This window comes from Kribbella aluminosa, assembly GCF_017876295.1.
GTDB lineage: Bacteria > Actinomycetota > Actinomycetes > Propionibacteriales > Kribbellaceae > Kribbella > Kribbella aluminosa.
On the sequence record NZ_JAGINT010000001.1, the window covers coordinates 2,374,520 to 2,394,484 of the forward strand.

A 19,965-nucleotide genomic window follows, 5' to 3' on the forward strand; every position below is an offset into this window, starting at 1 on the left:
ATCTTCCTGAGAGGGTGGCTTCTGCGGAAGATCTTCCCTTAGCGTGGCTCTGGGACCGCCGACGCCCCTCGGCGGACCAGCTACGGGAAGGAACCGCCCATGTCCCGAGTACCCAAGCTGTCCGCGCTCCTGGCCGTCGGTGCGCTCGCGCTGACCGCCCTCCCGAGCAACGCGGCACAGCCCTCCCGGTCGAGCCTCGCCTCGGCGTTCCAGAGCGCGTCGGCGAAGTACGACGTACCGCGCGAAGTGCTGGTCGGCGTCGGCTTCGCCGAGACACACCTGGACGGCCACCACGGTGCGCCGAGCCAGGCGAACGGCTACGGCGTCATGCATCTGGCCGCGAACAACGTGAACAAGACGATGTCCGAGGCAAGCAAACTGACCGGACTGCCGGTCGCGAAGTTGTCCAAGGACGACGCGTCGAACATCCTCGGCGCTGCGGCCGTCCTGGACTCGTACGCCGACCAGGCCGGCCTGAAGGACCGTTCCAGGATCGGCGAGTGGTACTCCGTGATCGCGAAGTACTCGCACTCCGCCGACGCCGCGACCGCCCGGCTGTACACCGACGAGGTCTACAAGATGATCGGCCTCGGCGTCCGGACGGCCGGCGTCTCGACCGATCCGCAGCAGGTAACGCCGGACCGCGGCGCGTACGCGAAGGTCGCACCCCTCGGCGCCAAGGTCCAGGGCGCCGACTACCCGGGCGCGATCTGGGACCCGGCCAGCACCAGCAACTACCAGGTCGGGCGGACGCAGGCGATCAGCACGATCGTCATCCACGTCACCCAGGGCTCGTACGCCGGCACGATCAGCTGGTTCAAGAACCCGTCGGCCCAGGTGAGCGCGCACTACGTGGTGCGGTCCAGCGACGGCCAGATCACCCAGATGGTGGCCGAGAAGGACACTGCCTGGCACGCCCGGAGCGCGAACCCGTTCGCGATCGGCATCGAGCACGAGGGGTACGTCGACCAGCCGTCGTGGTTCACCGACGCGATGTACCGGTCGTCGGCCGCGCTGGTCAAGAACATCGCCGACCGGCGGGGCATCCCGAAGGACCGTGACCACATCAAGGGCCACAGCGAGATGCCCGGCAACGACCACACCGACCCGGGTCCGAACTGGAACTGGGACTACTACATGCAGCTGGTGAACGACGGCAACCCGAACCCGCCGCAGTACAACTTCACCACGTGGGGGAACGGCGTGAACGTACGGTCCGCGCCGAAGCTGTCCGCGTCGGTCGTAACGACGCTGGCCGGTCCGACCCGCGTGTTCGTCGAATGCCAGGTCCAGGGCGACACGGTCACCGCCGGCGGCTACACCAACAACTGGTGGTCCAAGCTCCGCGACCAGAAGGGCTACATCACCAACATCTACATCGACGACCCGAACGCCAAGCTCCCCGGCGTACCCGACTGCTAGAGCAGGAAGGTAGAGCCTGCTGTACCGACCGCGGCTACGAGGGTGCCGCAAGATAAGGGCATGCTCAAGAAGATCCTGTCCCGGGGGTGGTCCGGCCGCCGCGTACCTGATCGTGCGCTTCTTCAAGTCGGTCACGCTGCTCGGCGCGCTGCCGATCAGCCTGCTGCTTGGCTGGATCATCCCGGGTGCGACCGCAGGACTGGTGCGGCTGGCCAACAGCGAGCGGTACCGCGCCGCGAAGTACCTGGGTGTCCCGCAGGCGGAGGAGCTGCCTCCCGCGCTGCCGAGGCAGTCCGGGGACGTGGTGACGCCGTTCCGGGACAGGTCCTTCAAGCGCAGTCTCAAGTGTCTGCTGATGCCGGTGGTGATGATCCCGGAGCTGTTCATCACCGCGATCTCCGTGGTCGGCGCACCGGCGGCTGTCGCGGGCATGCTGCTCTGGAAGCTTGGCCCAGGCAACTTCAGCTTGATGGGCGTTGGCGTCGGCAACTGGTTCGACGCGCTCGCCCTCGGCCCCCTGCAGATTCTGCTCAGCCTGGGCTTCCTTGGTTGGCTGGCGCCGGCAGTGGCCCGCGGCCACGCCAACGTGGTGCTGACACTGCTCGCGCCGAGTGCCGAGCAGGTGGAGACCGCCCGGTTGGAGCAGCGAGTGGAACAGCTCACGAAGAGCAGGGCGGGTGCTGTTGACTCGCGCTGCGCCGAGCTGCGCCGTATCGAGCGGGACCTGCACGACGGCACCCAAGCCCAGTTGGTCTCCCTGGCGATGCGCATCGGCGTTGCCAAGCAGGTGATGGCCGAGGACCCGGAGAAGGCCGCCAAACTGCTCGACGACGCCCGCGACGGCGCAGAGTAGGCCATGACGGAGCTACGCACAGCGCGGCCGGCCACGTCGACGTACAACTCGAACGGCGCGGTCCTGAGCTCTACCTGGCCGTCACCGACGACGGGATCGGTGGCGCCCGGATCGGCGAGCAGAGTGACCTGCTGGGCCGGGGGAGCGGTCTGCACGGCATGCTGCATCGCGGTCGTCGACGTACGGCTGCCACCCACCTTGACCGACGAGGGCCTGCGCGCCGCGATCGAGGCCCGCCGTGTCCTCGCTGTTCTCGCCTACCTCGGCCTGTGAGCTCTTGACGGTTGAGCCTCACTAGTCCACTCTCGTGATCTGAGAGCGCTCTCATCCACCGAACCGCCCCTAGGTGAGGAGAGTCCATGAAGGTCCTACTAGCCGTCGTGGTCACGGCGGCTGCGCTCACTGTGCCCACAGCACAGGCGCTCGCTGTGCCCGGCCAGTCCGCTGCGATGCAACGTGACTTCGGCCTCAACGAGCAGCAGATGCAGCAACGCCTGGCCGCCGAGACGTCAGCAGCCAAGCTCTTGCCGGCAGCACAGAAGGCAGCCGGTGCTGCCTTCGGCGGAGCCTGGTACGACGCCAGCACGCAGAAGCTGGTTGTAGGAATCGTCGGCCAGGACCACGCGGCCGCCGTACGCGCCACAGGTGCCCAGGTGACCGCCGTACCCATCACTGCGAAGGCCCTGGACCAGCGGAAGGCTGCGGTCGACAAGCTGGCCGGTAAGGCAGTACCGGCTGCCGTGAGCGGCTGGGCTGCCGACCCGAAGTCAGGCAGCGTTGTCGTCAACGTCCAAGCAGGCAAGCGTTCCAAGGCCGTCGACACGTTCGTGGCCAAGCTGGCCAAGGCAGGTGCCGTGACAGTGAAGGAGGTTGCCGCCCAGGCGCCCCGTACGTTCGCTGCCGGCACCGTCGGCGGTGACCCGTACTACGTCAGCAACATCCGCTGCTCGATCGGCTTCTCGGTGTACGGCGGCTACGTGACCGCCGGGCACTGCGGCCGGAGCGGGATGGTGCGCGGCTGGGACGGCTCGGACCAGGGGTCGTTCCAGGCCTGGTCGTTCCCGGGCAACGACTTCGCGTGGGTCGCAACCGGCTACGGCTGGTGGACCGTGCCTGTGGTGTTCGGCTGGGGACAGGTGAGCGACCAGCTGGTCCGCGGCTCGTCCGAGGCACCGATCGGTTCGTCGGTGTGCCGCAGCGGCTCCACGACGCACTGGCACTGCGGCACGATCCTGGCCAAGAACGAGACCGTGAACTACGGCAACGGCCAGCTGTTCTACGGTGCGACCAAGACCAACGTCTGCGCCGAGGGCGGCGACTCGGGTGGATCGTTCATCACCGGTGACCAGGCGCAGGGCGTCACGTCCGGCGGCTGGGGCAACTGCACCAGCGGCGGCGAGACGTGGTTCCAGCCGGTCAACGAGATCCTCCAGACGTACCACCTGACCCTGCACACCGCCTGAAAGCAGTAACGTCCGAAGAACCGAGGGCTATTGGCCTCAGTTCTTCGGACGCTACGCGGGTTGTCAGGCTGTTTCGTTGGGGACGGGCTCCAGCTTCGGGGACTCGTCCTGCTTCGTGGCCAGCGAGTCGATGAGCTGCTTGGCCAGGGCGAAGCCGGAGCCGCCCATCGTGATGGTCTTCACCAGGGTGTCCTCGATGCCCTGCGCACCGTTCAGCACCACCATGTTGCCGACCTTCGCGAACGAGCTGGCCGCCGCGGTGACGATCTCCGGGTAGGCCTCGGCGAGCTGCTGCGCGACGACCGCCTCGGTGTTCGTGGCCAGCGCCTCGGCCCGGGCCTTGATACCGGCCGCCTCGGCCATCGCCTTCGCCTGCACGGCCGACGCCTCGGCCTTACCGTTCAGCTCGGTGGCCTTCGCCTGCGCCTCACCGCGGAGCTGGACCTCACGGGCGTTCGCCTCGGCGCCCGCGATCTGCGCGTCCCGGGCGGCCGTGGCCAACGTGCGCTGCCGGTACGCCTCGGCGTCGGCGGGCTTCAGCACCGTCGACTCCAGCTGCTTCTCGGCCAGCGACGCGTTCAGCTTCGCGGTCTCGGTCTCGGCGACCACGACCTCCTGGCGGGCCAGCGCCTCGGCCAGCGGGCCGGACTGCGACGCCTTCGACTTCGCCTGGTCGACCTCGGCCTGGTAACCGGCCTGGGCGATCGAGCTCTCTCGGACGGCGGCGGCCTTCTTCGCGGCGGCGGCCTGCTCGCGCTCGGTCGCCTCCCGGTCCCGCTCGGCCTGCGCGATCCGGGCCGCGGCCTCGACCGCGGCGGCCTGCGGACGGCCGAGGTTCTTGATGTACCCGGACTCGTCGTCGATCTCCTGGATCTGCAGCGAGTCCACGACCAGGCCGAGCTTCTCCATGTCGCCGGCCAGCGAGCCGCGGATGTTCGTGGTCAGCGTCTCCCGGTCGTGCAGCATCTCCTCGACCGTGGTGGAACCGACGATCGCCCGCAGGTGACCCGCGAACAGCTCGTGGATGGTGCCCATCACCTGCTCGTCGCTCTGCTCCAGGAACCGCCGCGCGGCGTTCGCGATCGAGCCGTAGTCGTCACCGACCTTGTACGCCGTGACGCCCTTGATGTGCAACGGGATCCCCTGGCTGGACACGCAGGTGACGGTCAGCGGCGTGGCCCGGATGTCCAGCGGCAACCGCCGTACCGTCTGAAAACCTGGGAGAACCGCCGTACCGCGGCCGACCACGATCTTGAAGCCGAGGGTCTCGTTGATCTGCTCGTTGCTTGAGTGCGCGCCGAGGCCGGAGATGATCAGCGCCTCGTTCGGCTCCGCCACCCGCCAGACCATCCGGAACACGATGAGCAGCACCACGACCGCGACGGCGGCGATGCCTACGTACGTCCAGAGCATTTCCCCTCCAAGACAGTGCACATTTCAAGAACTGGGCAATTTAGATGGCGCGAGCGACGTAGACGGTGCGCGGTGGGTCGAAGTCGACGACGATCACCTGCGTCCCCACCTCCAGCACCTCGTCGGTCGCCGGGTAAGCGTAGAAGGCCTCGGTGGCACCCCGGACCGGCAGCATCACCTCGCCGACGATCCCGGGTGCGATCCGGCCGATCACCCGCCCCCGCTTGCCTACCATGTTGCCCCTTCGACGTACCGCTGCTGCTCTGGGTTCCGGGCAGCTTACATCGAAGTATCAACCGCGGACGGCGCCTTCCGTAGCCCCCTTCACGAACTGCCGGGCGAAGATCGCGAACACGACCACCAGCGGGATCATCGCGAGCAGCGCTCCGGTCATCACCATGCTGTAGTCGACGCCGTGCGCACGGTTCAAGGTGGACAGCGCGACCTGCAGCGTCAGGTGGTCCGGGTTGGTCAGCACGATCAGCGGCCACATGTAGTCGTTCCAGGACCCGACGAACGTGAAGATGCCGAGGAACGCCAGCGCCGGCCGCGCCGACGGCAGCGCCACGTGCCAGTACGTACCGAAGAAGCCGCAGCCGTCCAGCGTCGCGGCCTCGACCAGTTCGTCGTGGATCGAGTTCCGGAAGTACTGCCGCATCCAGAAGATTCCGAACGCGTTGGCCGCGCCCGGAATGATCAGCGCCTTCAGCGAACCGACCCAGCCGAGGATCGCCATCGTCTGGAACTGCGGTACGGCGGCCAGTTGCGCCGGCAGCAGCATCGTCGCGAGCAGGATCACGAACAACGCGTTCCGCCCCGGGAACCGGAACTTCGCGAACGTGAACGCGGCCAGCGAGTCGAAGAACAGCACCAGCGCCGTCGTCGAGACCGCGACGATCGCGGTGTTCGCCATCGACTGGAAGAACGCCACGTTCGCCAGCACCTGGTGGACGTTCTCGCCGAAGTGCCCGCCGAACGTGAACTTCGGCGGGAACCGGTAGATGTCGGCGGTGGTGTTCGACGCCATCAGGATCGTCCACGCGAACGGGAACATGAACACCAGCAGCGCCAGTACGAGCGCAGCATGCAGCGCGATCCCGCGCAGCCGGCTCCGGATCATCTGTCCTCACCCCGTCCGCGGAAGATCCGCCAGTTGATTGCCGTGAACAACAACACCAGGACGAAGATGCTGAGCGCGATCGCGGCGGCGTACCCGTAGTCGTTGTCGAGGAACGCGGCCCGGTAGAAGAACAGCACCACGGTCATCCCGCTCTGCCCGGTGCCGCCGCTGTTGCCGACCATCACCTGCGGCTCGGTGAACGTCTGCAGGCCGCCGATCGTCGACATGATGACCGTGAACAGTACGACGGGGCGCAGTTGCGGCAACGTGATCGAGAAGAACGTCCGTACGGCGCCCGCCCCGTCCACCTTCGCGGCCTCGTACTGCTCGCGCGGGATCGCCTGCAGACCGGCCAGGTAGATCAGCGTGTTGTACCCGACCCACTGCCAGACGATCATCGTGGAGATCGCGATCTTGATGCCCCACGGCTGCCCGAGCCAGTCCTGCTGCGGGATGCCGAGCGAGCGCAGCGCGGCGTTCACGAGACCGAAGTTCGTACTGAAGATCGAGCTGAAGAAGATCGCCATCGCCACCAGCGACGTGACGTTCGGGATGAAGTACGCGATCCGGTAGACGTTGGTGAACCGGACCGCGGACTGCAGCATCACCGCGAGCAGCAACGCCAGCACGAGCGTCGGCACCGTCGACATCAGGAACAGTACGACGGTGTTCTCCAGCGCCTGCCAGAACGTCGGGTCCTTGACCAGGAACGCGAAGTTGCCGAGGCCGGTGAACCTGCGGGCGCTCATCCCGTCCCAGCGCTGGAACGCGAGCACGATCGTGGACAGCATCGGGTACAGCCCGAACACCGCGAACAGCACGTAGAACGGCGATAGCGCCAGGTAGAACCGCCAGTACGACCAGATCCGCTTGCGGGCGGGTGCCGTGGTCACCGTGGCCGCCGGCACCGTCGCCGTAGCGGTCACTGCACCCCCTGCCGCGTGGCGATCGCCTTCGCCTTCGAGACCGCCGAGGACCAGGCCGCGTCCGACGTCTTGGACCCGGTCTGCACGGTCTTCAGCTCGTCGTGGAACGGCGCCGCGACCGAGTCGTCGAACGGGCTCTGGTACGCGACCGGGATCCCCTTCGCCGCCGGGCCGAAGATGTCGATCGGCACCTGGCCGCCGAAGAACGCGTCCTTGGCCTTCAGCTCCGGCTTGTCGTACGCCGCCGGCGTGGACGGGAAGATCTGCGCATCCGTGAACGCCTTGGCCTCGTTGTCGGCGCTCAGCATGTACTTGATCACGTCGAACGCCTTCTGCGGATCGGCGGCGTTCTTGGTGATCGCGAGGAACGAGCCGCCGAAGTTCGCCGGGCCACCGGGGGTCGGCGCCAGCCGCCACTTGCCGGCCGACTTCTTCACCGCGGACTTGATGTCCAGCGCCACCCAGGCGGCGCCGATGTGGGCCGGCACGGTGCCCTGGTCGAGGCCGGCGTTCCAGTCCGGGCCGCCGCTCGGCGTCCGGCCGTCGATCTTCAGCGTCATCGCCTTGACCGCGGTGTCCCAGGCCTTGCGGATGTGGTCCTGGTCGCCGATGAACTTGTTGTCCTTGGAGATGTACCGCTCGGTGCCCTGGCCGACGACCATGTCGTACAGACCGGCGGCGTCGCCGACGATCGGCGCCTTCGGGTTCTTCGCCTTCAGTTCGACACCGGCCGCGAAGAAGTCGTCCCAGGTCTTCAGCTGCTCGGCCACCTTGGCCGGGTCGCTCGGCAGCCCGCCGGCGGCGAAGATGTCCTCGCGGTAGAACAGCGCGGTCGGGCCGACGTCGATCGGCAGCCCGATCACCTTGCCGTCGAGCGTGGTCGCCTGCTTCACCTTCCAGTCCAGGTAGTCGCCGAGCACCGAGTCCGCGCCGACCGTCTTCAGGTCCACGAACCGCTCCGCCTGCGGCAGCAGCGACGCGATGTCCTCGCCCTTCAGCCCGGTGATGTCCGGGATCGACGTACCGCCGTTGAACGTGGTGATCAGCTTCTGCTTGAAGTCGCCGCCGATCTCGGAGTACTTGATCTTCGGGTCCGGGAAGTGCGCGATCGTGTCGTCGAGCACGGACTTGCCGAGACCGCCCGGCCAGCACCAGAAGCTCAGCTCGGTGGCGGCGTTCTTCTTGGCCGGCGCGCCGGCGTTGTTCATCCCGGACGAGCAGCCGACGAGCGACCCGCCCGCTAGTCCGCTCGCAACGGCCGCGAAGCCCCCGAGCAGCGTCCGACGTGAGAGCTCCATGGATCTACCTTCCTGAGTGGGCGCCGATCAGCGCTTCCAGTTGGTGGTCATCGGGGTTCGCGTCCTGCCAGGCCGCGAGGTCGGCCCAGCGCGGCGCGGCGTCCGCTCCGCCGAGCCGGGTGACCGAGATGGCTGCGGTGAGCGCGGCGAACCGCACCCGTTGCTCCAGCGGCAGGTCCCAGAGGGTGCCGGCGATGAAACCGGCGGCGAACACGTCACCCGCCCCGGTGGTGTCCGCCGCCGGGACCGGATAGGCCGGTACGTCGACGTACTGGCCGCTGCCCGCGTCGAGTGCGATCGCACCGGCGGCGCCGTTCGACACGACGACCAGCGGCACCTTCTCCGCGAGCCGGCGGATCGCCTGCTCCGGGGTGTCCGTTCGCGTGTAGTACCTGGCCTCGTCGGCGTTGGGCAGGAACACGTCGCAGTGCTCGAGCTGGTCGAGTACGGCGGGATCCCACTGCTCGCTCGGGTCCCAGCCGACGTCCGCGAACACCGTGCTGCCGGCCGCCTTCGCCTTGGCCAGCCACTCGTTCGGCCACGGGCCGATGTGGGCGGCGACCGCGCGGGCGGACGGTGCGGTGGTGATCAGGTCGTCGGCGGACAGCGGGGGAGTGGTGCCGCGGGTGACCAGCGCCCGATCGTTGTCATAGGCAAGGGCCACGGTGAGCGGAGTCGGCCAGTCGGGGAGCTTGCGGGACAGTCCGAGGTCGATGCCCTCGGCGCCCAGCGCCGCCCAGACCCGGTCGCCGAGGTCGTCCGCACCGAACGCGGCGACCATCCCCGTCCGCAGCCCGAGCCGGGCGAGCGCGACCGCGAAGTTCGCGATCCCGCCGGGGCTTTCGTGCGACTCGGTCGCCCAGACCTCGGTGCCGGACCGTGGCGCCGTGGGCAACCCCAGCACGAGGTCGTGGAAGACCAGCCCGGACACGACAACATCCAGAGACGTGACGTCCAGCTCATGCATCCGCAGCCACACTCCTGCATGCTCGATCAAACTCGTGCATGAATCTTGAAACTTGTGCGCATGATCCGCAATACCTAGTCACAACTTTGACGGAAAATGACGGAGTTTGCGTGATACGGTCTGTGTGTGTTGCCGAAGCAGCGACAGGATCAGATCCTCCGCGCCCTCCGGGCCGATGGCGCCGGAGGCGTGAAGGTGCTCGCCGGGAAGCTCGGGGTCAGCGAGGCGACCATCCGCCGCGACCTCGAGCAGTTGGACGCCGAGGGCCGGCTGACCCGGGTGTACGGCGGCGCCCTCGCGGTCGACGGGGGCGACGAGCCGTTCGCGGAAGTGAACGCCGTACATGCCGAGGAGAAGGACCGGATCGCCCGCCGCGCCGCCGAACTGGTGACCGACGGCGAGTCCGTGCTGCTCGACATCGGTACGACGGCACTCCGGGTGGCGCAGCACCTGCACGGGCGCTCGTTGACGGTCGTCACCAGCAACCTCGCCGTACTGGACGAGCTGGAGAACGACGAGCAGATCGAGCTGATCGTGCTGGGCGGGTTCGTACGGCGCAGTTACCGGTCGCTGGTCGGGTACCTGACCGAGGAGAGCCTGCGGCAGATCCACGTCGACTGGCTGTTCCTCGGGACCAGCGGGGTCCGCCCCGACGGGCGGGTGATGGACAGCACGATGATCGAGGTGCCGGTGAAGCGGGCGATGATCAATGCGGCGGACCGGGTCGTGCTGCTCGCGGACCGGACCAAGTTCCCGGGTCATGGCGTTGCCCGGGTGTGCGAACCGGGGGAGCTGAGCATGGTGGTGACCGAGCCGGGCGCCGACGAGGCGACCCGGGTGCAACTGGCGGAGGCAGGAGTGCAGGTGGTACTGGCGTGAGCAGGCGGATCCAGGGGGTGTTGCTGTGCGACTGACGATTCTCGGTGGGGGCGGGTTCCGGGTCCCGCTCGTGTACCACGCGCTGCTCGGCGACCACGGCCCCGGCCGGATCACCGACGTGATGCTCTACGACACCGACCGGACCCGGCTCACGGCGATCGGCGCCGTCCTCCGCCAGCAGGCGGCGGCCGCAGAGCCAGGGTTGGCCCCGCCGATGGTGACGGAGACGACCGACCTCGACGAGGCCCTGCGCGGCGCCGACTTCATCTTCTCGGCCATCCGGGTCGGCGGCCTGGACGGGCGGACCGTCGACGAGCGGGTCGCCCTCGGCCGCGGGGTACTCGGCCAGGAAACGGTCGGCGCCGGCGGAATCGCCTACGGCCTCCGGACCCTCCCGGTCGCCACGAAGATCGCCCAACGGATCGCGGCCGTCGCCCCCGACGCCTGGACGATCAACTTCACCAACCCGGCCGGCATGGTGACCGAAGCGATGATCCCGTTCCTCGGCGATCGGGTGATCGGCATCTGTGACTCGCCTTCGGGGCTGGGCCGGCGCGCCGCCCTCGCATTGGGAGTGGACCCTTCGACCGCGTTCTACGACTACGCCGGTCTCAACCACCTCGGCTGGCTCCGCGGCCTGAAGTCCGGCGGCGTCGACCGGCTGCCCGAGCTTCTGCAGTCGTCCGAGGCGCTGAGTTCGTTCGAGGAAGGCCGCCTGTTCGGCGCGGACTGGCTCCGCTCGATCGGCTCGATCCCGAACGAGTATCTGCACTACTACTACTTCGCGCGCGAGACGCTCGCCGCGGTACAGGCTGTGCGGCAGACCCGCGGGGCGTTCCTGCTGGACCAGCAGTCCGCCTTCTACGCCGAGACCGGGCAGCACCCGGAGCAGGCGCTGGAGCTGTGGCAGAAGACCCGGGCCGAGCGTGAGTCGACGTACATGGTGGAGAGCCGTGAGGTCGCGGACGCGGGGGAGCGGGACGAACGCGACATGGCCGCGGGCGGCTACGAGCAGGTGGCGCTGTCGCTGATGCGGGCGATCGGGCACAACGAGCGCGCGTCGCTGATCCTCAACGTCCGCAACCGCGGCGTACTGCGTCACCTGGACGACGACGCCGTGGTGGAGATCCCGTGCACGGTGGACGCGAACGGTGCGCTACCCGTCACGGTCTCCCAGCTCACGGACCACCAGGCCGGCCTCGTCTCCTCGGTGAAGGCCGTCGAGCGGTCCACCATCGAAGCTGCCGCGTCGGGCTCCCGGGACGCCGCCGTACGGGCGTTCGCCTGGCACCCGCTGGTCGACTCGGTGACGCTCGCCCGCGAACTGCTGGACGGGTACGTCGAACTGCTCCCGGACCTGGGGTACCTCCGCGGGTGAGGCCGATTGGTATCCCGGGTGCGGGATCTGGCACAATGTCAGGCTGAGTCCGTCCAGGTTTCGTGCAGCCCTCTAACTCCACGTTCCCGGTGCGGCCCGTTCGAGCTGTCAGGCGTTGTCCCCACGACGCGTTGTGCTGCTCACCCAGTCTGTAATTTCCAAGGGAGACCACCCGAAAGTGGCAGTCAAGATCCGTTTGAAGCGCATCGGCAAGAAGCGCACCCCGCACTACCGCATCGTCGTGATGGACGCCCGCACCAAGCGGGACGGCCGGGCGATCGAGGAGATCGGGATCTACAACCCGAAGACCGAGCCGTCGTTCATCCGCGTCGCGTCGGACCGGGCGCAGTACTGGCTGGGCGTCGGCGCGCAGCCGAGCGAAGCCGTCGAGGCGATCTTCAAGGCCTCCGGCGACTGGCAGAAGTTCAAGGGCCTGGAGGCCCCGGCGCCGCTGCGGGTGGCCGAGCCGAAGCGGGACAAGCAGGAGATCTTCAACGAGGCGCTGGCCGAGGCCCACGGTTCGCTGAAGACCGAGGCCGTCACGGCGAAGAAGACCGCCAAGAAGGCTGAGAAGAAGAGCGAGGCCCCCAAGGCTGAGGCGGAGGCCCCGAAGGCTGAGGCTCCCAAGGCTGAGGCGGAGGCTCCCAAGGCCGAGGCTCCCAAGGCTGAGGCGGAGGCTCCCAAGGCTGACGAGGCTCCGAAGGCCGACGAGGCTGCGGCCGAGACCACCGAGGCCTGACGATGATGGAGACCGAGGCGCTCGAGCACCTGGTCCGAGGCATCGTGGACAACCCCGACGACGTCAGCGTCCAGGCCCGGACGCTGCGGCGCGGCCGCACCCTCGAGGTGCATGTCCACCCCGACGACATCGGCAAGGTGATCGGCCGCAACGGCCGGACCGCCACCGCGATCCGCACCGTCGTCGGCGCCCTCAGCTCCGAGTCCTCGCTGCGCATCGACTTCGTCGACGAGTTCAATCGGCGCCCGCGCCGCTGAACTCGACAGTCCTCTCGAAGGGCCGCCCCCGGACTCGGGTGCGGCCCTTCGTCTCGTACAAAGTCTCGTACAAAGGAGTTGTGCAGGTGCTGGTGACAGTCGGGCGGATCGGCCGGGCGCACGGGCTCAAGGGCGAGGTCGGGATCGACGTGCGGACCGACGAGCCGGATCGGCGGTTCGCGGACGGTTCGGTCGTCGTGACGGACGCCAAGGTGACCCGGACCCTGACCGTGGCCGCGAGCCGCTGGCACAGCGGGCGGCTGCTGGTGAAGTTCGCCGAGGTGCCGGACCGGACCGCCGCCGAGCAGTTGCGGAACCTGGTGCTGCAGGCAGAGGTGGACGAGGACGAACGCCCCGAGGACCCGGAGGAGTACTACGACCGCGAGCTGGTCGGCCTCGCGGTGCGTACCACCGACGGCGCCGACGTCGGAGAGGTGATCGACGTCGTGCACCTCCCGGCGCAGGACCTGCTGGAGATCCGCCGTACCGCGGGCAACGTGGTGCTGGTCCCGCTGGTCGAGGAGCTGGTCCCGGAGATCAACGTCGACAAGCAGTACGTCGTCGTGGCCGACCGGCCCGGCCTGCTGGACCCGGACGGCGCCGAGGTGGTCCCGACCGATGAGGCTTGACGTCGTCTCGATCTTCCCGGAGTACCTGGCGGCTCTCGACGTCTCCCTGGTCGGGAAGGCGGCCAAGAGCGGCCTGCTGGACGTCCACCTGCACGATCTGCGCGACTGGACCCACGACCGGCACCGGACCGTCGACGACACCCCGTACGGCGGGGGAGCCGGCATGGTGATGAAGGCCGAGCCGTGGGGCCAGGCGCTGGACGCCCTAGCGCCCGTGGACGGCCCTGCACAGCCCCGGCTGATCGTCCCGACCCCGGCCGGACGGCCGTTCACCCAGGCGCTCGCGTACGAGCTGGCCGCGGAGCCCTGGCTCGCGTTCGCCTGCGGCCGGTACGAAGGCATCGACGCGCGCGTGGCGTCGTACGCGGCCGAGCGGATGCGCGTCGACGAGGTGTCCATCGGCGACTACGTGCTGAACGGCGGCGAGGTCGCCGTACTCGTGATGGTCGAGGCCGTGGCCCGTCTGCTGCCCGGCGTGATCGGCAACCCGGAGTCCCTCGCCGAGGAGTCGCACTCTGGCGACGGTCTGCTCGAGTACCCGGTGTACACGAAGCCTCCGGCGTGGCGCGGGCACGACGTACCGGAGGTTCTGCTGTCCGGGAACCACGGCCTGATCGCGGACTGGCGCCACGAGGAGTCGGTACGCCGTACCGCGGAACGCCGGCCGGACCTGCTGGCGGCGTGGGGCGACGTGCTGTCCGGTCAGGACGGCACCGACGGTGTGCGCATCCTGCCCGCGACGACGGCCGACGCCGGCGAGATTCACGTGCTGCAGCTGGCCGCGTTCCTTTCCGAGGCGCGCTTGTACGACGACTACACGATCCCGCCGCTGACGGACGACCCTGCGGCGACCGTGGCCCGGCTGGAGCGCGGCACCGTACTGAGGGCCGTCGCAGGCACCCGGATCGTGGGATCCGTCCAGCTCGTCGTGGACGACTCAGTGGGGCATGTCGAGCGGCTGATCGTCGCCCCGGACTGGCAGGGCCGCGGCCTCGGCGCCCGGCTGCTGCGTGCCGCGGAGCAGCTGGCGCCGACCGAGGTCACGTCGTACGCGGTGGACACCGGTGCGCGGAGCGACCGGAATCTCGCGCTGTACCGGAAAGCGGGGTACCGGGAGATCGGCAGGGAGGCGCAGACGTCGAAGGTCGACCTGGTCCACCTCACGAAGCGCCGTCGCCGTAAGTAGCAAGCCCCGGCGGATTTCGTCACCATGTAGGGGGTGTGGCAAGATTGTCTGCTGCTGCCCTTCGGTGCTCCTGCCACAGGGGGTGACCACCGACCGGCAGCCTTCTGATGACTTCATCACCACCGACATTCGTGGGTGACCTGTGGCACGCGCGAGGAAGAGACACCTTAAGATGAGCAACGTCCTGAACGAGCTCGACAACGAGAGCAAGCGCGACGACATCCCCGCCCTCCGCCCCGGTGACACCGTCAAGGTGCACGTCAAGGTCGTCGAGGGCAACCGGTCCCGCGTCCAGGTCTTCCAGGGTGTCGTGATCCGCCGCCAGGGCGGTGGCCTGCAGGAGACCTTCACGGTCCGCAAGGTCAGCTTCGGCGTCGGCGTCGAGCGGACCTTCCCGCTGCACACCCCGATCGTCGAGAAGATCGAGATCGTCACCCGCGGCGACGTCCGCCGCGCCAAGCTGTACTACTTGCGCGAGCTGCGCGGCAAGGCGGCGAAGATCAAGGAGAAGCGCGAAGTTCCGGCCTCCTGACGCCGCGTAACGACGACGGTCACCGATGGCGCCGAGCACTGCGACTCGCGCTCGCACGCGCCCGGTATCCACGAGGGCACGTCGCAGCAAAGGACGGCATCGCAGGCTGAAGCAGCGGAATCCGCTGCTCAGCCTGCTCGTCGAGATGAGCACCGTCACGGTGCTCGCGCTCGTCATCACGGTGGTCCTCCGGCTGTTCGTCGCGGAGGCGTTCTACGTCCCGTCCGAGTCGATGTACGACACGCTGACCAAGGACGACCGGATCCTCGCCGAGAAGATCAGCTACATGCACCGCGACGTCCAGCGCGGCGACATCGTCGTCTTCAAGGACCCGGCCAACTGGCTGAACGAGGCGCCGGCCGAGCCGGGCGCCTTGCGCCGGATCGGCGAGTTCGTCGGCATCCTGCCGCGCAGTGGCGAGGGTCATCTGGTGAAGCGGGTGATCGGCATCGCCGGCGACCGGGTGGTCTGCTGCAACAAGCAGGGCCAGATCACCATCAACGGGATCGCGCTCGACGAGCGGGAGTACCTGCTGAAGGACGCCAAGCCGTCGGAGATCCCGTTCAGCGTGCTGGTCCCGGCCGGACACCTGTGGGTGATGGGGGACAACCGGGCCGACTCGGCCGACTCCCGCGCCCACATGGGCGGGCCCGGCGGCGGATTCGTACCGGTCGCGAACGTGGTTGGCCGGGCTTGTTGCGTAATCTGGCCGTCTGACCGGATGACGATGCTGCGTCCTCCGGATACCTTCAAGAAGCCGGGGCTGAAGAAGTGACCGATACACCGACCAAGCCGGACGCCAAGGACACCAAACCGGCCCGCCGCTCGGGTTTCGCGGCCGCCGCTCGCGAGTTCGTGCTGATCGTGGTCGGCGCGCTGATCGTCTCGTCGATCCTGCGGGCGTTCGTCGGGCAGATGTTCATCATCCCGAGCGAGTCGATGGAGAACACCCTGCTGGTCGGTGACCGGGTCGTGGTGGAGAAGCTCACCGACGTCAAGCGCGGTGACGTGATCGTCTTCGAGGATCCGGGCGGCTGGCTCGGCCAGGAGGAGAGCGGCCAGAAGCGCGGCTCGATCGGCCGGTTCTTCGAGATCGTCGGCCTGCTGCCGGACTCCAGCCACGGCCACCTGATCAAGCGCCTGATCGGCATGCCGGGCGACAAGGTCGCCTGCTGCGACGCCAAGGGCCGGATCCTGGTGAACGGCCAGCCACTGGACGAGACCAGTTACCTGTATCCCGGGGATGCCCCGTCCCAGATGGACTTCCAGGTGACCGTCCCGGCCGGCCGGATCTTCGTCATGGGTGACCACCGGTCCGCGTCCGGCGATTCCCGCGTGCACCTGCAGGAGCTCGACGCGAACGGCGGCAACCAGGGCGACGCGGCCTTCGTGCCGCTCGACAAGGTCACCGGACGGGCGATCGCGATCGTCTGGCCGGCCAACCGCTGGACCAAACTCGGCGTGCCCGACACCTTCAAGTCGGTCCCGGCCCCCCGGCCCCGCGCCGGACAAACCCTCGATATCCCTGACGCCACCGCCCAAGTGACGTTCTGTCCCCCTTGGCCCCTAGGGTGAGATGTGTGATGCGGAGGGTCGGATGAGCGCGCTGCCGCGCGGGAGCACGGTACGGCGGGACGCCGGGTTGTACGGGTACGAGCGGGCGCTGCGACGTGTCGGCCTGGATCCGATCGCCGGCGTCGACGAGGCCGGTCGTGGGCCGTGTGCCGGCCCGCTGGTGGCGGCTGCGGTGATCCTGCCGGACGGCAAGCGCGGCCAGGTCCCCGGTCTGGCGGACTCGAAGCTGCTCACCGCGAAGGCCCGGGACCGCTGCTACGAGGAGGTCCGCAAGCGCGCTCTGGCGTGGTCGGTGGTGGCGATCGAGGCGCCCGAGTGCGACCGCCTCGGGATGCACGTCGCGAACGTGCAGGCCCTCCGCCGGGCGCTGTTCCGCCTCGACGTGCGCCCGTCGTACGTGCTCACCGACGGCTTCGGCGTCGACGGTCTCGGCGTACCCGGCCTGGCGATCTGGAAGGGTGACCGCGTGGCGGCTTGCATCGCGGCGGCGTCCGTGATCGCCAAGGTGACCCGGGACCGGGTGATGGAGCACTGGGACAAGGAGTACCCGCAGTACGGGTTCGGGATCCACAAGGGTTACTGCACCCCGGAACACCAGGCGGCACTGGACGAATACGGCCCGTGCCCACAACATCGACGGCGGTTCGAGAATGTCCGCCGCAGTCTGCGGCCCGATATGGGACAGAATGTGGCCAGTCCCACCGGAGTGGAGAGCCTGCCTGTGAGCGAGCGTAGCGAGCGAACCAACAACACTGCTGGCCCCAGCGCTCATGCCGGAGCCGAGCGCAGCGAGGTGCAGGCATGAGTGCTGACGACCTTGAGAAGTACGAAACCGATATGGAGCTGCAGCTCTATCGGGAGTACAAGGACGTCGTCGGGATCTTCAAGTACGTCGTCGAGACCGAGCGGCGCTTCTACCTGTGCAACGCGGTCGACCTGAAGGTCCGCACCGAGGGCGGCGACGTGTACTTCGAGGTCACGATGGCCGACGCCTGGGTCTGGGACGTCTACCGTTCCGCCCGCTTCGTCAAGAACGCCAAGGTGGTCACCTTCCGCGACGTCAACATCGAAGAACTCGCCAAGTCCGACCTCGAGGTCCCCAAGGACGCGGACTTCGGTCGCTGACTTTATCCACAGGCGGCCGGTTTTCCACATTCTGAAAGCGAGGTCCGTTTCGCTGGCCTGATCCCGGCATCTTCTCTGCCGGAGGTGGTCATCGATGCAGACCAAGAACACCGTCGGACGGTACGGCGAAGATCTCGCCGCGAGGTATCTCAGCGGAGCCGGTTTCACCGTGCTCGAGCGCAACTGGCGCTGCGAGTTCGGCGAGATCGACATCGTGGCGCGCGAGGGCAACACACTCGTCGTCTGCGAGGTGAAGACCCGCCGCGGGCTGAACTACGGCAGCCCCGCGGAGTCGATCACCTACCGGAAGCTGGCGAGGCTACGCAGGCTCGCCGGCCGCTGGTTGCAGACACATGAGCTCAGACCGGCGGAGATCAGGATCGACATCATCTCGATCCTGTTCGACAACAACACGCCGCCGCGGGTCGACCATGTGCGGGGTGCTGTCTGATGGCGCTCGCACAGACCTGGTCGGTCGCGCTGGTCGGGCTGGAAGGACACCTCGTCGAGGTCGAGACCGACATCGCCCAGGGCCTGCCGAAGACGACGCTGATCGGCCTTCCGGACGCCTCGCTGTCCGAAGCCCGCGACCGCGTCCGCGCCGCGGTGGTGAACAGCGGCGAGCGGTTCCCCGACCGCAAGGTCACGATCGGCCTGTCACCGGCCACGCTGCCGAAGACCGGCTCGCACTACGACGTCGCTATCGCGTTGTCCCTGCTCACGGCCGCGGGTGCGGTCGACCCGGGCGTCCTCCGCCGGACCGCGATCATCGGCGAGCTCGGGCTCGACGGCCGGATCCGTGAGGTTCGCGGCGCGCTCGCGATGACCCTGGCCGCGTCCCGCGCCGGCTTCGACCGCATCGTCGTCCCCGATCTGAACGTCGGGGAGGCCCGCCTCGTGCCCGGCATCCAGGTGTACGGCGCTCGCTCGCTGCGTCAGGTGCTGGCGCTCCTCCGCGGGGTCGAGGTGCCCGAGGAGGCGCCACCACGGGCCGAGCCGCGGCTGGTGTCGGAGTCGTTGATCCGGGTTCCGTCGGTCGACCTCGAGGACATCATCGGCCAGCACGAAGGCCGCCGGGCGATCGAGGCCGCGGCAGCCGGCGGTCATCACCTGTTCCTGCACGGCCCGCCGGGTTCCGGCAAGACGATGCTTGCCGAGCGGCTGGCCGGCTTGATGCCGCAGCTGAGTACGGACGATTCGCTGGAAGTCTCGGCCGTGCACTCGCTCGCCGGTCTACTCACGAACGACGCCGAGCTCGTCGTCCGGCCACCGTTCATCGCGCCGCACCACACGGCGTCGCTGGTCAGCCTGGTCGGCGGCGGGTCGGGCGTCCCGCGCCCGGGCGCGATCAGCTGCGCGCACCGGGGCATCCTGTTCATCGACGAGGCACCGGAGATGCATCCGCTGACGCTGGACACTCTGCGCCAGCCGCTCGAGTCCGGTTTCGTCGAGGTGCACCGGGCCGCAGCGGTCGCCAAGTTCCCGGCGCGCTTCATGCTGGTGCTGGCCGCCAACCCGTGCCCGTGCGGCCTCGCGGGCACCGAGCAGGGCATCTGCAGCTGCACTCCGCAGATTCTCGCGCGCTATCGACAGCGGATCAGCGGCCCGATCAAGGACCGCCTGGACATCCAGCGCCAGATCCTGCCCGCGGCCCGCGCCACGGCCACCGGCGAGCCGGCCGAGTCGACCGCCGTCGTCGCAGCCCGCGTCCAGGCTGCCCGCGACCGCCAGTCACACCGTTACCGCAGCACGGCCTGGACCTTGAACAGCGAGATCCCCGGCCCGGTCCTGCGCCGCGAGTATCCCCTCGACGAGGCCAGCCAGCATCTCCTCGAATCGCACTACACCGCAGGCCGCCTGACCGCCCGCGGCTTCGACCGAGTGGTCCGCCTCGCCTGGACCCTCGCCGACCTGGCCGCCCGCGACACCCCCACGGTCGAACAAACCCACGAAGCCTTCCAACTCCGCTCCGGCCACACCCTGACCCCCCTCACAGACCACCGCCCCCTCAAAGGACCAACCCCATGACCCTCACCCACCCCCTCCCACCCCCCAAAACCCCAACCCCTCCCACCCCACCCCCAACCACCCCCGGGACAACCGACCCCGGGACAACGGTCTCCGCGACGTCCGAGCCCGAGGTCGCTGTGTCGAGGGCCGTGTGCTCCGGAGGACCTGGCGCTGGGGAATCGCGGCGCGGCGG

General features: G+C 68.6%; 21 protein-coding genes and 2 pseudogenes. 17 read left to right on the top strand and 6 right to left on the bottom strand.

The annotated features are described in order from the left end of the window. Positions 1 to 99: 99 nt before the first annotated feature. From JOF29_RS11585 to JOF29_RS11595, 4 genes and pseudogenes are all read left to right on the top strand, one after another. Positions 100 to 1,422: a peptidoglycan recognition protein family protein gene (locus tag JOF29_RS11585; protein ID WP_209694202.1), complete on the top strand. Its 1,323-nt coding sequence runs from the start codon at positions 100 to 102 to the stop codon at positions 1,420 to 1,422. 112 nt (positions 1,423 to 1,534) lie between these two features. Further along, positions 1,535 to 2,275, top strand: coding sequence for a histidine kinase (locus JOF29_RS45235; protein WP_307863262.1), 741 nt, complete (start codon positions 1,535 to 1,537; stop codon positions 2,273 to 2,275). 165 nt (positions 2,276 to 2,440) lie between these two features. Then, positions 2,441 to 2,518, top strand: a pseudogene (locus tag JOF29_RS45240) (DNA-binding response regulator); the annotation flags it as partial. Positions 2,519 to 2,634: 116 nt separating this feature from the next. Then, entirely contained in the window at positions 2,635 to 3,738 is a 1,104-nt protein-coding gene (locus JOF29_RS11595) for a S1 family peptidase (RefSeq protein ID WP_209694203.1), read from the top strand. 63 nt (positions 3,739 to 3,801) lie between these two features. Here the strand turns inward: JOF29_RS11595 and JOF29_RS11600 are convergent, their stop codons facing one another. From JOF29_RS11600 to JOF29_RS11625, 6 genes are read right to left on the bottom strand one after another with little or no spacing between them, the layout of a single operon-like run. After that, entirely contained in the window at positions 3,802 to 5,151 is a 1,350-nt protein-coding gene (locus JOF29_RS11600) for a flotillin family protein (RefSeq protein ID WP_209694204.1), read from the bottom strand. Positions 5,152 to 5,191: 40 nt separating this feature from the next. Then, the gene (locus tag JOF29_RS11605) at positions 5,192 to 5,386 is read right to left on the bottom strand and encodes an NfeD C-terminal domain-containing protein (protein WP_141852289.1); all 195 of its coding nucleotides are present in this window, start codon (positions 5,384 to 5,386) and stop codon (positions 5,192 to 5,194) included. A gap of 57 nt (positions 5,387 to 5,443) precedes the next feature. Continuing rightward, the gene (locus JOF29_RS11610; protein ID WP_209694205.1) at positions 5,444 to 6,271 is read right to left on the bottom strand and encodes a carbohydrate ABC transporter permease; all 828 of its coding nucleotides are present in this window, start codon (positions 6,269 to 6,271) and stop codon (positions 5,444 to 5,446) included. Next, positions 6,268 to 7,197, bottom strand: a complete 930-nt coding sequence (locus JOF29_RS11615; protein WP_307863263.1) for a carbohydrate ABC transporter permease — start codon at positions 7,195 to 7,197, stop codon at positions 6,268 to 6,270. The genes JOF29_RS11610 and JOF29_RS11615 overlap by 4 nt, the downstream gene beginning before the upstream one ends. After that, positions 7,194 to 8,495, bottom strand: coding sequence for an ABC transporter substrate-binding protein (locus tag JOF29_RS11620; RefSeq protein WP_209694206.1), 1,302 nt, complete (start codon positions 8,493 to 8,495; stop codon positions 7,194 to 7,196). Before JOF29_RS11620 ends, JOF29_RS11615 begins: the two co-directional genes overlap by 4 nt. A gap of 4 nt (positions 8,496 to 8,499) precedes the next feature. After that, complete coding sequence (locus tag JOF29_RS11625) at positions 8,500 to 9,462, bottom strand: carbohydrate kinase family protein (RefSeq protein WP_209694207.1); 963 nt, start codon at positions 9,460 to 9,462, stop codon at positions 8,500 to 8,502. A gap of 126 nt (positions 9,463 to 9,588) precedes the next feature. Between JOF29_RS11625 and JOF29_RS11630 the strand changes: the two genes are divergently transcribed. The 13 genes and pseudogenes from JOF29_RS11630 (at position 9,589) to JOF29_RS11690 (ending at position 19,790) form a co-directional block, all read left to right on the top strand. Beyond that, positions 9,589 to 10,341, top strand: coding sequence for a DeoR/GlpR family DNA-binding transcription regulator (locus JOF29_RS11630; RefSeq protein ID WP_209694208.1), 753 nt, complete (start codon positions 9,589 to 9,591; stop codon positions 10,339 to 10,341). 25 nt (positions 10,342 to 10,366) lie between these two features. Beyond that, positions 10,367 to 11,719 carry a 6-phospho-beta-glucosidase gene (locus tag JOF29_RS11635; RefSeq protein WP_209694209.1) on the top strand — a complete coding sequence of 451 codons (1,353 nt, stop codon included), beginning with the start codon at positions 10,367 to 10,369 and terminating at the stop codon, positions 11,717 to 11,719. A 178-nt stretch (positions 11,720 to 11,897) separates the two neighbouring features. Next, a pseudogene (gene rpsP / locus JOF29_RS11640) lies at positions 11,898 to 12,350 on the top strand (30S ribosomal protein S16); the annotation flags it as partial. Positions 12,351 to 12,463: 113 nt separating this feature from the next. Next, on the top strand, positions 12,464 to 12,715 hold the full coding sequence (locus JOF29_RS11645) for an RNA-binding protein (RefSeq protein WP_209696086.1): 252 nt from the start codon (positions 12,464 to 12,466) through the stop codon (positions 12,713 to 12,715). An 86-nt stretch (positions 12,716 to 12,801) separates the two neighbouring features. Next, positions 12,802 to 13,344 (top strand): ribosome maturation factor RimM, encoded by a 543-nt coding sequence (gene rimM / locus JOF29_RS11650; RefSeq protein WP_209694211.1) that lies wholly within the window; start codon positions 12,802 to 12,804, stop codon positions 13,342 to 13,344. Next, positions 13,334 to 14,530, top strand: a complete 1,197-nt coding sequence (gene trmD / locus JOF29_RS11655) for a tRNA (guanosine(37)-N1)-methyltransferase TrmD (RefSeq protein ID WP_209694212.1) — start codon at positions 13,334 to 13,336, stop codon at positions 14,528 to 14,530. Before rimM ends, trmD begins: the two co-directional genes overlap by 11 nt. A 172-nt stretch (positions 14,531 to 14,702) precedes the next feature. Further along, positions 14,703 to 15,062, top strand: a complete 360-nt coding sequence (rplS, locus tag JOF29_RS11660) for a 50S ribosomal protein L19 (RefSeq protein WP_209694213.1) — start codon at positions 14,703 to 14,705, stop codon at positions 15,060 to 15,062. 145 nt (positions 15,063 to 15,207) lie between these two features. Then, on the top strand, positions 15,208 to 15,837 hold the full coding sequence (gene lepB / locus JOF29_RS11665; RefSeq protein ID WP_245357543.1) for a signal peptidase I: 630 nt from the start codon (positions 15,208 to 15,210) through the stop codon (positions 15,835 to 15,837). After that, positions 15,834 to 16,637, top strand: a complete 804-nt coding sequence (gene lepB, locus JOF29_RS11670) for a signal peptidase I (RefSeq protein ID WP_307863264.1) — start codon at positions 15,834 to 15,836, stop codon at positions 16,635 to 16,637. Before lepB (JOF29_RS11665) ends, lepB (JOF29_RS11670) begins: the two co-directional genes overlap by 4 nt. Before the next feature lie 22 nt (positions 16,638 to 16,659). Then, positions 16,660 to 17,442: a ribonuclease HII gene (locus tag JOF29_RS11675; RefSeq protein ID WP_209694215.1), complete on the top strand. Its 783-nt coding sequence runs from the start codon at positions 16,660 to 16,662 to the stop codon at positions 17,440 to 17,442. Further along, positions 17,439 to 17,762 (top strand): DUF2469 domain-containing protein, encoded by a 324-nt coding sequence (locus tag JOF29_RS11680; RefSeq protein WP_209694216.1) that lies wholly within the window; start codon positions 17,439 to 17,441, stop codon positions 17,760 to 17,762. The genes JOF29_RS11675 and JOF29_RS11680 overlap by 4 nt, the downstream gene beginning before the upstream one ends. A 94-nt stretch (positions 17,763 to 17,856) precedes the next feature. Next, a complete protein-coding gene (locus JOF29_RS11685) occupies positions 17,857 to 18,213 on the top strand; it encodes a YraN family protein (protein WP_209694217.1) in 357 nt (118 codons plus the stop codon). Beyond that, a complete protein-coding gene (locus tag JOF29_RS11690) occupies positions 18,213 to 19,790 on the top strand; it encodes a YifB family Mg chelatase-like AAA ATPase (protein WP_209694218.1) in 1,578 nt (525 codons plus the stop codon). The genes JOF29_RS11685 and JOF29_RS11690 overlap by 1 nt, the downstream gene beginning before the upstream one ends. Positions 19,791 to 19,965 lie beyond the last annotated feature (175 nt).